This window comes from Clostridioides sp. ZZV14-6009, from assembly GCF_020658095.1.
Taxonomy (GTDB): Bacteria; Bacillota; Clostridia; order Peptostreptococcales; family Peptostreptococcaceae; genus Clostridioides.
This window is the reverse complement of sequence record NZ_JAGWDG010000003.1, coordinates 123,590-136,542: the sequence shown is the minus strand read 5'-3', so window position 1 is coordinate 136,542 and position 12,953 is coordinate 123,590. Positions and strand designations below refer to the sequence as shown.

Sequence of the window (12,953 nt, the reverse complement as noted above, 5' to 3'; positions counted from 1 at the left end):
AGCCTCTTATTTGTATTTATAAATATTTATATTACAATATGGCATATGATTTAGATTATTTATTTTTTTTTGATTGATTTAATATCTTCTTTGATTTTATTTAAAATATCTTTATGCTTATTAGAGCTTATATTAGGGAACGCTTTAATAATACGTCTATGAAGCAATTTGTGGCTAGATAGTAGAGTATTAAGTTTGTTTTTAAGTTCTTCAATTCTGTTTTTAGCATAACGATAATTTTCTCTTTCTTTTAATATTTCAAATCTATCCTCTAAAGTCTCAAGTCTATTTTCAACCAAAGTCTCAAGCTTATTCTCAATAGTTTCTTGTGTAATGATTTTGTAGTATTCTTTTTTATCTTTTAATTCCTTAATTATAAGATGGATTTGTTTTAATTTACCATTTAATTGTAAAATTGTGTGTACTGTAATTATTAAATCTAAAACAAAATAAATTTCTATAGATATACCAAGAATAAATAGTATATTTTTAGGAATATAATCTATGAAATCAACTACAATAGGATGTATTATCAGCATTACAATTAATGATAATACACCAAACATAAGTGAATTTTCTAAGCAAACTCTTCCATGAATGTTGAACTTGTGATTGGAATAATCCCACCACTTCATATTAAATAGTTTTTCTAATACAAAACTTGTAAAATACTCCATTATGCTGGTTATAATTATACTAAATACAAATAATAAGGGAATATTATGAACAAAAGGAGTCAGTGTAGCTACTATTGCTAGTGCCCCAAATCCATATATAGGACAAAAGGGTCCATTTAAAAAACCTCTATTTACAAATTGTTTTTGCAAAACAGAACAATATGTAGTCTCACAACACCATCCTATAAAACTATAAATTACAAAATAAAGAAATTGAATATAAAATGTACTCATAAATACCTCATTTCTAGTTAATATAACATTATATAATACTATATATCTGATATTTTCTTTCATAATTAACTATATCACCTTAAACTTAATTTACATATTGATTATACCAATTTATAGAAATTTATCAAATTTAATTACAATTATAATATTATATGCAGAACTATAGCAATGAGATTTTATTTAAAATAAATAAGGGTGTCAAGTATAATCGAACTAATACCTGTAGATACTCTACAGTATATTGCTTTGATTAACTTTGACACCCTTATATTATTTATATTTTACTTATTTACATTTAAAACTAGAACAACATGTTTCAGTGTAAAGATTTACTCTATCAGTTTCAGGAGCGACTAATATATTATCAAGATTACATAAGCTACCATCTTTATTGTACTTACAAGTCTTGACACTACAAACTAATTCTTCACAATTTCTATTGTTAACATTGTTAGATAGATTACTATAAATAGACTCATCTAAAAACGAACTACAGCAAGTATGTCTATCATTATGAGCTTGTTCACCATTTATAAAAATTTTATCTGCATAACATATATGGCTGTTATTATGTGAGCAGTTAGTTACATTACAATTGATTCTTTCCAAAGTTATTACCTCCTAAACTATTATTTATTATAAATTATGTCCATATAATTGCAAGAATATAACATTTAAGAGAAAACTTCCTTTTAGAAAATATCTATTTTTAGAATAATTTGAAATACAGATATATTTTCTTCTAAAATTTACCTAAATTGTATAAAAACTTACAGCTTGGAGAAAATAATAGAAAAAGGAGGCGTAATCAATGTTTGAAAAGAAGAAAAAAGAATTATTTCCTTGGAAAATATCTGCATTAGTACTAGTAGGAGTCTTTGTATTAAGTAGTGGAGTTTATATAGGAACAAAATTAAAAAACAATGGAGTTCAAACTGGTAAAGTTGTAAGTACTAGTGCGAATATGAGTGAAGAATCAAAAGAAGCTTTTGGATTAAATAAAAACTGCGAAGTTTGGCTTCAAGGCGAAGGCGAAAACGAAACTAACTATAAGAGAGTACTTACAATGGCTGGAGTAGTTCCAGAGTCATTATTAGATAAGACAAAATCAGAAATAGTATCATATTTTAAACAAGAATATCCAACTAAAAAAATAAAGAGTATGGATAAAAATGAAATCATATTGGTAGAATCTAAAAACAGTGATAATAAAGATGTACAAGCAATGAACAATACTATAAAAGGTAAATATACAATTGAAAATGATAATGGAAATATAGCATTGTATAAATACGATGATAGTGGAAATAAAACATTAGTAGAAAAAACAAAAATAAGAGTAGATTCACTTCCTAAGACCGTTCAAGATGAACTTAAAAAAGGTGTAGTTATGGATACAGAGGAAGATGCCTATTCAAGATTAGAAGATTTTGCAAGTTAATATTAAGATTTAAACTATATTTAATGCCTATTAAAATACAATAATTTATTTGTACTAAATATAAAAGTTATATTGAAGTGATAAGTTTGCTTTGATATAACTTTTTTATTTGATTTTATATTTAACATAAACCATTTTATTATTTGTTAATATTATTTATGGTATAATGATTTAGAACATAAGTTTTTATGAGAAATACATTTTGGTATTTCTTTTATTTTTAGGAGGAATTTTTTAAAATGATGATATTGGGGATTGACCCAGGTATAGCCATAGTTGGATATGGTATAATTGAATATAAAAATAGTAAATTTAAAGTAATAGATTATGGAGCAGTAACAACACCTGCGCATATGGATATCTCTAAGAGGTTAGAACTCGTATATAAAGGAATTGATACAATAGTAAAGAATTACAATATAGATGAAGTTGGAATGGAAGAACTATTCTTTAACAAGAATGTAAAAACTGCTATAACAGTAGCACAGGCTAGAGGAGTTACTATGCTTGCTTGTGCACATAATGGTAAACCAATATATGAATACACTCCACTTCAAGTAAAACAAGGTGTAGTTGGATATGGTAGAGCAGATAAAGCACAAGTTCAACAGATGGTAACCTCATTTTTAAGTTTAAAAAAAGTTCCAAAACCAGATGATGTTGCAGATGCTCTAGCTGTGGCTATTTGCCATGCTCATTCAAATAAACTTGAAAAAACTCTAAAGAATATAGGTGGGAAGTATGTATAGTTATATAAAAGGTACAGTAGAAGAGATATATATAGACAGTATAGTTGTTGAAAACAATGATATAGGATATAAGATAAATGTGTCATCCAATACAATAATGAATTTGCAAATAGGAAATACTGCAAAAATATATACTAAACTAATAGTAAGAGAAGATGATATGAGTCTTTGTGGTTTTGCAAGTAGGGAAGAATTAAAGATGTTTGAATTGCTTACATCTGTGTCAAAAATAGGGCCTAAGGTGGGGCTTTCAATACTATCATTTGCATCACCAGCACAACTAGGAGCTTATATTTTGAGCGAAGATGTTGGGAAACTATCTAAGGCTCCAGGCGTTGGTAAAAAGACAGCAGAGAGAATTGTTTTAGAACTTAAGGATAAAGTGGATAAAAATAATATAGAATTTGAACCAACATTATTATCACAAAAACCTACTTTAATATCTCAAGATGAATCTATAGATGCACTTGTAGCTTTGGGATATACCTTAGCAGAATCAAAAGAGGCAGTTCAAAAATGTAAAAAAGATGGGATGAATACAGAAGACATTATAAAAAAAGCACTTACATATATAATGAGTAAATCTATGAAATAGCATTTAATTTGTAAATGTAAAATAATATTTAAAATAAAGTAGATTTCCAAAATTATGGAAGGAGGGGTATAGATGCAAGATTTTGAAGATGAAAATAGGATAATAACATCTACCATGAAGATGGAAGATATAGATATAGAAAATAGTTTAAGACCAAAGACACTAGAAGATTATTTAGGTCAAGAAAAATCCAAAGAGCAACTTAGTATATTTATAGAGGCAGCAAAATCAAGAAATGAGCAGTTAGACCATGTACTTTTATATGGACCACCAGGGCTTGGAAAAACTACGCTAGCGAGTATAATAGCTAATGAGATGGGAGTAAATTTGAGGATTACATCAGGACCCGCAATAGAAAGAGCAGGGGACTTAGCAGCTATACTTACAAATTTGAATGAAAATGATGTTTTATTTATAGATGAGATACATAGAATCAATAGGAGTGTTGAAGAAGTCTTGTATCCAGCAATGGAAGATTTTTGTTTAGATATAATAATTGGAAAAGGACCATCTGCAAGAAGTATAAGGCTTGACCTTCCTAAGTTTACACTTATTGGAGCTACTACAAGAGCTGGTATGCTTACAAATCCACTTAGAGATAGATTTGGTGTTATTTGTAAATTAGATTATTATACAGTTGATGAACTTTCAAAAATAGTGCTTAGGTCATCAAATATTTTAGATGCAGAAATACAATCTCAAGGAGCTTTAGAGCTTGCAAAACGTTCAAGAGGGACTCCAAGAATAGCAAATAGATTACTAAAAAGAGTTAGAGATTTTGCACAGGTTAGAGCTGATGGAAGGATAACTGATGAAGTTGCAAAGGATGCTCTTGAACTTTTGGGAGTTGATAATTTAGGTCTTGATTTTGTGGATGAAAAGCTTCTTATGACTATAATAGAAAAATTTAGGGGTGGCCCGGTAGGTCTTGATACATTAGCAGCTTCAATTGGTGAAGATAGAAATACAATAGAAGATGTGTATGAGCCATATTTGCTTCAACTAGGGTTTATAAATAGAGGACCTAGAGGTAGAGTAGCCATGCCCCTAGCCTATGAACATTTAAAAATACCTTATCCTAGTGATAGATAAAAATACAAAAAGAGGTATTAATTAAACAAATAATCATTAAATTAAAATATTTCTAAAATGGGTAAAAATTCAAACATATCCACAAAATGGTAATTATATCTGTAGATACTGTGGATAAATACAAGGAAAAATGTGTGTACTGTATCTATATATTGTGGATAAGACGTGCATATCGTGGAAAAATATCTATATATTGTGGATATACTGTATGTTAAAAATAGGGATTTATTGATATATTCTGGTAATATTGTAGAAAATAAGTTGTTTTTTTGATATTATTGTAGCTAGAGAAATTTTAAGAGAGGAAGTTTGACATTGAAAACAAGTGATTTTAAATTTGATTTACCACAGGAACTTATAGCTCAAGTTCCTATAGAAGACAGAGCTAGTTCAAGATTGATGGTATTAGATAAAGAAACAGGAGAAATTGAGCATAAAGTATTTAGAGACATAATAGAATATTTAAATCCAGGAGACTGTTTAGTTTTAAATAACACTAGAGTTATACCTGCTAGATTAATAGGGGAAAAACTTGAGACTGGTGGAAAAATTGAATTTTTATTATTAAAAAGAACAGAAGAAGATACTTGGCAAGCTTTAGTAAAACCAGGTAAAAGAGCAAAAGTAGGAACTAAGTTTTCCTTTGGAAATGGAAAATTGATTGGAGAAGTTGTAGATTTATCAGATGAAGGTTCAAGAATTATAAAGTTTCATTATGATGGAATTTTCGAGGAGATTTTAGATGAGCTTGGAAATATGCCACTTCCTCCATATATAACTGCTAGATTAGAGGAAAAAGAAAGATACCAAACTGTTTATTCAAAACATAATGGCTCAGCAGCGGCACCTACAGCAGGTCTACACTTTACAGAAGAATTATTAAATGAAATAAAAGAAAAAGGTGTAGATATAGCATTTATAACTTTACACGTTGGTTTAGGTACTTTTAGGCCAGTAAAAGTAGATGATGTTTTAAATCATAAGATGCATTCAGAATATTATATGGTCAGTCAAGATGCAGCTGACAAAATAAACAGAGCAAAAGAAAGTGGGAACAATGTAGTATGTGTTGGAACTACTAGTTGTAGGACTATAGAATCAGCTTGTGATGAAAATGGCAAGATGAAAGAAACTAGTGGTTGGACAGACATATTTATATATCCAAGTTATAAATTTAAGGTTTTGGATAGACTTATAACTAATTTCCATCTACCAGAGTCTACCTTAATCATGTTAGTAAGTGCTATTTGTGGAAAAGATAATGTATTAAATGCATATAATGAAGCAGTAAAAGAAAGATATAGATTCTTCAGTTTTGGAGATGCTATGATTATAAAGTAGGGAGGTAATAGATGCATAGTTTACAAAAACAAAAAAAGAATAACCCTATATTAAAGATTGCTTTTATATTTGAACGTGTATTAGCAGTAGTAGTTCTGATAGCAGTATTTTTAGGTACAATAGATGTATTAAGACTTATGTGGGGAGCATATATAGTTGATTTTCAAAATCCAGTACAATACAGTCAGCTTAATGATTTCTTAGCACAAATATTACTTTTAGTGATAGGTGTTGAGCTTGTAGTAATGCTATCACTTCACATACCAGGAGCATTTATTGAGGCACTACTATATGCTATAGCCAGAAAAATGTTATTACTTCCTAAAAATGAAGGGATGATAGATGTTTTAATTGGAGTTATAGCTATTGCAGGACTATTTGCTATAAAAAAGTTTTTAGTAACAAAAGACAAGAGTGCTCTTAATATAACGAGTATCCATGATGAAGAAGCAATCAAAGAACAACAAAGCAAAGAAGATAAAGATAAATCTATTTAGAAAATATATTAGATGTTTAGATTAGTAAAAATATATATTATGGAATAACTAGAAATAAAAATTATTAAGGAGAAATTTATGTACGCAGTAAGATATGAACTGATAAAAACTTGTAAACAAAGTGGTGCAAGGCTTGGAAGATTACACACACCACATGGAATTATAGAAACACCAATATTTATGCCTGTTGGGACTCAAGCAACAGTAAAATCTATGACACCAGAAGAATTAAAAGAGATTGGTTCACAAATAATACTTAGCAACACTTATCATCTATATATGAGACCAGGACATGAACTTATAAAAAAAGCTGGTGGACTTCATAAGTTTATGAACTGGGATAAGCCAATACTTACAGACAGTGGAGGATTTCAAGTATTTAGCTTAGGGCCTTTGAGAAAGATAAAAGAAGAAGGCGTAGAATTTAGGTCACATCTAGATGGTTCAAAACATTTTTTAACTCCAGAAAAAGCTATGGAAATACAAAATGCGTTAGGTTCAGACATAATGATGGCATTTGATGAATGTGCACCATACCCAGCAGATAGAGAGTATGTAAAGAATTCATTAGAAAGAACAACAAGATGGTTAAAAAGATGTAAAGATGCCCATAATAATACAGACAAGCAAGCTTTATTTGGTATAATACAAGGTGGAATGTATAAAGATTTAAGAGAGCAATCAGCAAAAGAAATAACAAGTATTGATTTACCTGGATATGCAATTGGTGGACTTAGTGTTGGAGAACCAAAACCACTTATGTACGATGTACTAGAACACACAACTCCATTTATGCCAAAGGACAAACCAAGATACTTAATGGGAGTTGGTAGTCCAGATGATTTGGTAGAAGGTGTTATAAGAGGAGTAGATATGTTTGACTGCGTTTTACCTACTCGTATAGCTAGAAATGGAACTGCAATGACTAGTCAAGGTAAAGTAGTGGTTAGAAATGCAACTTATGCTGAAGACTTTACTCCACTTGACCCTGAATGTGATTGTTACGCTTGCAAAAATTATTCAAGAGCTTATATAAGACATCTTGTAAAAGCAAATGAAATATTGGGTGCAAGATTGATAACTACTCATAATCTTCACTTTTTACTAAATTTAATGAAACAAATAAGACAAGCGATAATGGAAGATAGATTACTTGATTTTAGAAATGAATTTTTTGCAAAATATGGGTATGAAATATAGGTTTTGCACTATTAATTATAATCATTTTAATATATAATATTCAATAGTACTCAAAGCTAAAGAAAGTAAATTGTTATATAAACATTTATTATGATTTACAAAAGAGTATAATTTACAAAGGAGTGAAAAATTAATGCCACAGCAACAAATAATGATGAGTGTAGGTCTATGGATAGTAGTAATAGCAATCTTTTATTTCCTAATGATTAGACCTCAAAAGAAAAAAGACAAACAATTAAAAGAAATGAGAAGTAGCCTAGGTGTAGGAGACAAAGTCATTACAATAGGTGGAATAGTAGCTAATGTAGCTAAAGTTGAAGATGATGTTGTAATATTAGAATTAGGACCAAATAGAACTAAAGTTCCATTTGAAAAATGGGCTATAGGTACAGTTCAATCTAGAAAAGAAGAAATAGAAGAACAGTAAAATAGTAATTTAAAAGCCTTTTCTCGAATATATATTAATTTGAGAGGAGGTTTTTTTATGGGAAAATCTAATTATATTTTTAAAGGTTTGGGATATGCATATATAATAACTTTGGCTGTTTTATTAGTGTATAACTTATTTTTGACATTTACAGATATTGGTGGAGATAATATAACTATGGTTGCATCATTTATAACTACTATTTCTGCAGCTATAGGCGGTTTTTACACTTCAAAACACATGCAAGAAAAGGGACTTATGTATGGGCTTTTAGTTGGACTTTTGTACATAGTGTGTATTTTTTTGACTGTGTTTTTAGCACAAGAGAGCTTCGTATTTGAAGTAGGAATGATTTATAAGTTATTGCTTATATCAGCAGCAGGAGGTATTGGAGGCGTATTGGGTGTCAACTTTAAATAGAGTTTATATTAAAGTGGTTTTGTGATATAATCAATAGGAAACAATTAGAAATGGAGGCGTTGAAAATGGAAAATAAACATGTAAAAACTTTATCTCAAGCTACTTTAAAGCAAAGTGCTGCAAAAGGTGGATGTGGAGAGTGTCAAACTTCTTGTCAATCAGCTTGTAAGACTTCTTGTACAGTTGCAAATCAAGAGTGTGAAAGATAGAAAAGTATTGATTTAGTTGTTTGTAAGAGGGTATCTCAAAATGGTTCTTTTATCATTAATGAGGTATCCTTTTTTATTTTTTTTGTCTCCATCTGCGCGAATGAAACCTTCCTTAAAATAACACCCATGATGTAATTCATCACTAAGCTCTGTTGAAATAATAAGGAATATATACATACAAGGGATGAGAAGTATATCAAAATAATTGACTATTTTGATATACTTCCTAATTTTTTGTATTTTATCTAAGTACTTCTTCTTCTGGCAAACTCCACAATTCTAAATTTATCAATTCTATGTCGAGATTCAGTATGCTGGATAAATCGTGTATCTTCAAGGTATACTTCGCTTCGTATAACTACAACATGAGTATCACCATTTAAATCCATATACTGTTTGTCCTCTTTAGTTACAGGTTCAACAGTAATTTCTTTTCGAGCATAGCTTAAATTTAAGCGTAATTTTTTTTCTATATAATCATATAGAGAATCCTCTGCTATATCTTTTGTTAAATTAGGAACTATGTTTCTTACTAAATAATCTTTATCAAGGATTATAGTTTCATTATTTATTTTACGCTGCCTTAAAATATAATGAATTTCTGGTAATTTTTTTGTCTCAAATCTATCCTTTAAGAATTGAGGACATGGAATTGTATTAAAATCAAGGACAATGGTTGAGCTTTCGATTTCGAGTTCGCTTTGAGATTCTGCAAATTCTTTATAGCTAGATAGATTTGATGCAGATAGTACAAATTTTTTTGCATCTATAATCATATTTCCCTTACGTGGTTTTTTTTGTATATACCCCTCATCCGATAATAATCTAAGTGCCTTTCTAACCGTTTCCCTTGATGTATCATAATTCTCAGCTAAAGTTTGTTCACTTGGCAAATAACTTCTTACAGGATAATCACCATCAATTATTTGTTCTTTTAAGTCCGTATATATAGAAAAATACTTGTTCATATTTCTATTCACCTCTCTACTACCTTAATTTACATTATATAGTATACTAAATAATTACAATATTTACAAAAAAAATAGTTGTACAGCTTCGGGAAAACGTATATAATTAGTATATACCAACTGGTATATACTAGATTAAGATGTTTTTGAACTATAATTATCTTAGGGGGAGAAATATGAAGCATACAGATACTCAACTAAAGCAACTTCATGATTATGTTGGAGGGGAAAGTAATATAATTTCTGTTACACATTGTGTAACAAGACTAAGATTCGTACTTAAAGATGAATCAATTGTTAACAAAGATAAGATTAAAGAATTTAAATTTGTAAAAGGTTGTCTTCATAATGGTGGTCAATTTCAAGTAGTAATAGGGCCAGAGGTAGAAAAAGTATACAAAAAATTTATTGACGTAAATAAAATGAATCCAGATCATAAGTCAGCATCAAAAAATGACAGTTCTAAAAAAAATTTATTCCAAAGATTACTAGGTTCATTAGCTGAAATATTCATACCATTATTACCAGCTATAATAGCAGGTGGTCTAATATTAGGATTTAGAAATATTATTGGAGATATACAGTTTGGAGGGGCTACATTAGCTTCAAAAAGTGTATTTTGGAATGGTGTGTATCAGTTTTTATGGTTACCAGCCCAAGCTATATTCCACTTCTTACCAGTAGGTATTACATGGTCAGTATCTAAGAAGATGGGTACAAGTCAAATACTAGGTATAGTATTAGGATTAACATTAATATCACCTCAATTATTACCACCAGCTCAATTAGCTACAGGTGAATTATTATATTGGGATTTTGGATTTGTTCAACTAGCTAGAGTAGGATATCAAAGTCAAGTTATTCCAGCAGTATTAGCAGCTCTGACAATGAGCTATATGGAAATAGGATTAAAAAAGGTTATACCAAGTGTTATATCAATGATTTTTGTTCCGTTTATAACATTATTAACATCAGTAATATTAGCACATGCATTTATTGGACCAGTAGGACGTTTTATTGGTGATGGTATAGGGAATATGGTTGGTTCTGCAATTACAGGTCCATATAGTATAATATTTGCGTTCTTGTTTGGATTATTATATGCACCTATTGTAATTACAGGGGTACATTATGTATTTAATGCAGTAAATTTACAGCTTATAGCAACTTTAGGTGCTACACCATTATTCCCACTAGTAGCGCTAAGTAATATTGCACAAGCATCATCTAGTTTAGCTATTGCAGTTATGAATAAAAACACAGAAGAAAGAGAAATATCTATTCCATCAACAATATCAGGATACCTGGGTGTTACTGAACCAGCAATGTATGGAGTAAATTTAAGATACAAGTTCCCATTCTATTGTTCTATGATAGGTGCAGCATGTGCTTGTGCTGTAGCCAATGCTTTTGGAACAATGGCAAATAGTATAGGTGTTGGAGGTTTACCTGCAATTTTAAGTATCCAACCTCAGTATTGGCTGATATTTACAGGTGCGATGGTTGTAGCTATAATAGTGCCATTCTTCCTTACAGCAGCAGTATATAAAAAGAAAGAATTATCAGGAGAACTTGAATTTACAGAGGTATTAAATAGTTAAGAGGAATAAGGAGAATTAGACATGAGAGTATTATTAATAGATATCGATTCATTAAGACCAGATCATTTAGGGTGCTATGGGTATCATAGAAATACATCACCGAATATTGATGAAATAGCTAGTGAGGGTGTAAGATTTAGCAACTATCACTGTTCAGACGCACCATGTTTACCATCAAGAACAGCTTTAATGACTGGACGTTTTGGCATACATACTGGAGTAGTTAATCATGGCGGTGTTGCAGCCGATTTCAGATACGAAGGTATTAATAGAGATATGGAAGACAGACTTTCTAAAGAATGCTTACCAGCAATATTTAGGAAAAAAGGAATGAAAACAGCATTAATAAGCCCATTTGGTGAGAGACATTCAACTTGGTCATTCTACGCTGGTTTTGATGAAATATACAATACTGGTAGAAGAGGAAGAGCGTCAGCAGAAGAAATAAGTCCAACAATACAAGCTTGGTTAGATAGAAATGCAGATGATGATGACTGGTTTTTATATGTGAACTATTGGGATCCACATACACCATATAGAGCACCTAGTGAGTATGGAAATCCTTTTGAAAATGAACCATTAAAAGATTTTTATACAGAGGAACTATTAGAGAAACATATGAAGGCTGTTGGGCCCCATACATCACAAGAACTATATTCTTACCATGACAATCCAAAGCCAGAAATGCCAAGAGCACTTGGTAAATTAACAAACTTTGAGGATTTAAGAACATTTATTGATGGATATGACATTGGTATTCATTATGCAGACTATCATGTTGGTAAAATAATAGAAAAGCTAAAAGAAAATGGTATCTATGAGGATACAGCGATTATAGTAACTGCTGACCATGGAGAGAATTTAGGAGAACTTGCTATTTATGCAGAGCATGCTACTGCTGATAAGGCAACAACGAATATTCCAATGATTATTAAATGGCCTGGTTCTAGAAAAGGTGTGGAGGATAAAGGTCTTCACTATAACCTTGACTTATGCCCAACAGTAGCTGATATAGTAGATGTTGACAAACCATGTATATGGGATGGTGAAAGTTATGCATCAAGTATATTTGAAGATATTGAAACAGGGCATGATGAATTGATAATAGGGCAAATGGCTCATGTTTGTCAGAGAGCAGTTCGTTTTGAGAACTATATGTACATAAGAACATACCATGATGGATATTATCTATTCCCTAAAGAAATGTTATTTGATCTAGAAAAAGATCCATATGAAACTAACAATATAGCAAAAGAGCATCCGGAGATTTGTAAGGAAGCAGTTTATAGATTGAGTAATTGGCATGATGAAATGATGATGACAATGGATAATCAAGTAGATCCATTGTGGACTGTAATAAGAGAAGGTGGTCCACATCATGCCAAAGGTCATTTAAAAGAATACATAAAAAGGTTAGAGGTAACAGGTCGTGGTGGAGATGCGGTAGAAGAATTAAAGCGTAGACATCCTTATGAATTAGTGTAACATATGTAGATAAATAA

The 12,953-nt window shown here is 30.4% G+C and carries 15 protein-coding genes; 12 read left to right on the top strand and 3 right to left on the bottom strand.

The features are described from left to right. Positions 1-59: 59 nt before the first annotated feature. Positions 60-911: a putative ABC transporter permease gene (locus tag KGF36_RS06675; RefSeq protein ID WP_227827585.1), complete on the bottom strand. Its 852-nt coding sequence runs from the start codon at positions 909-911 to the stop codon at positions 60-62. Between the two features lie 285 nt (positions 912-1,196). Beyond that, on the bottom strand, positions 1,197-1,520 hold the full coding sequence (locus KGF36_RS06670; protein WP_227827584.1) for a DUF1540 domain-containing protein: 324 nt from the start codon (positions 1,518-1,520) through the stop codon (positions 1,197-1,199). A gap of 202 nt (positions 1,521-1,722) precedes the next feature. Here KGF36_RS06670 and KGF36_RS06665 point away from each other — a divergent pair, with 202 nt between their 5' ends. From KGF36_RS06665 to scfA, 10 genes are all read left to right on the top strand, one after another. Then, positions 1,723-2,352: a hypothetical protein gene (locus tag KGF36_RS06665; protein ID WP_227827583.1), complete on the top strand. Its 630-nt coding sequence runs from the start codon at positions 1,723-1,725 to the stop codon at positions 2,350-2,352. A gap of 239 nt (positions 2,353-2,591) precedes the next feature. Continuing rightward, positions 2,592-3,101 (top strand): crossover junction endodeoxyribonuclease RuvC, encoded by a 510-nt coding sequence (gene ruvC / locus KGF36_RS06660; protein WP_227827582.1) that lies wholly within the window; start codon positions 2,592-2,594, stop codon positions 3,099-3,101. After that, the gene (ruvA, locus tag KGF36_RS06655; protein WP_227827581.1) at positions 3,094-3,696 is read left to right on the top strand and encodes a Holliday junction branch migration protein RuvA; all 603 of its coding nucleotides are present in this window, start codon (positions 3,094-3,096) and stop codon (positions 3,694-3,696) included. Before ruvC ends, ruvA begins: the two co-directional genes overlap by 8 nt. A 72-nt stretch (positions 3,697-3,768) precedes the next feature. After that, a complete protein-coding gene (gene ruvB, locus KGF36_RS06650; RefSeq protein ID WP_227827580.1) occupies positions 3,769-4,788 on the top strand; it encodes a Holliday junction branch migration DNA helicase RuvB in 1,020 nt (339 codons plus the stop codon). Between the two features lie 315 nt (positions 4,789-5,103). Next, positions 5,104-6,129: a tRNA preQ1(34) S-adenosylmethionine ribosyltransferase-isomerase QueA gene (gene queA / locus KGF36_RS06645; protein ID WP_227827579.1), complete on the top strand. Its 1,026-nt coding sequence runs from the start codon at positions 5,104-5,106 to the stop codon at positions 6,127-6,129. An 11-nt stretch (positions 6,130-6,140) separates the two neighbouring features. Beyond that, positions 6,141-6,626 (top strand): phosphate-starvation-inducible PsiE family protein, encoded by a 486-nt coding sequence (locus tag KGF36_RS06640; protein ID WP_227482100.1) that lies wholly within the window; start codon positions 6,141-6,143, stop codon positions 6,624-6,626. 78 nt (positions 6,627-6,704) lie between these two features. After that, positions 6,705-7,826: a tRNA guanosine(34) transglycosylase Tgt gene (gene tgt / locus KGF36_RS06635; protein WP_227850215.1), complete on the top strand. Its 1,122-nt coding sequence runs from the start codon at positions 6,705-6,707 to the stop codon at positions 7,824-7,826. A 133-nt stretch (positions 7,827-7,959) separates the two neighbouring features. Further along, the gene (gene yajC / locus KGF36_RS06630; RefSeq protein ID WP_227827577.1) at positions 7,960-8,253 is read left to right on the top strand and encodes a preprotein translocase subunit YajC; all 294 of its coding nucleotides are present in this window, start codon (positions 7,960-7,962) and stop codon (positions 8,251-8,253) included. Positions 8,254-8,310: 57 nt separating this feature from the next. Continuing rightward, positions 8,311-8,673, top strand: a complete 363-nt coding sequence (locus tag KGF36_RS06625) for a TIGR04086 family membrane protein (protein ID WP_227827576.1) — start codon at positions 8,311-8,313, stop codon at positions 8,671-8,673. A gap of 65 nt (positions 8,674-8,738) precedes the next feature. Further along, positions 8,739-8,882 carry a six-cysteine ranthipeptide SCIFF gene (scfA, locus tag KGF36_RS06620; protein ID WP_009891067.1) on the top strand — a complete coding sequence of 48 codons (144 nt, stop codon included), beginning with the start codon at positions 8,739-8,741 and terminating at the stop codon, positions 8,880-8,882. A 245-nt stretch (positions 8,883-9,127) separates the two neighbouring features. Here the strand turns inward: scfA and treR are convergent, their stop codons facing one another. Further along, positions 9,128-9,850, bottom strand: coding sequence for a trehalose operon repressor (gene treR, locus KGF36_RS06615; protein ID WP_227827575.1), 723 nt, complete (start codon positions 9,848-9,850; stop codon positions 9,128-9,130). A gap of 176 nt (positions 9,851-10,026) precedes the next feature. Between treR and treB the strand changes: the two genes are divergently transcribed. Continuing rightward, positions 10,027-11,451, top strand: coding sequence for a PTS trehalose transporter subunit IIBC (treB, locus tag KGF36_RS06610; protein ID WP_227827574.1), 1,425 nt, complete (start codon positions 10,027-10,029; stop codon positions 11,449-11,451). 21 nt (positions 11,452-11,472) lie between these two features. After that, positions 11,473-12,936, top strand: a complete 1,464-nt coding sequence (locus KGF36_RS06605) for a sulfatase (RefSeq protein WP_227827573.1) — start codon at positions 11,473-11,475, stop codon at positions 12,934-12,936. The last annotated feature ends 17 nt before the right edge of the window (positions 12,937-12,953 follow it).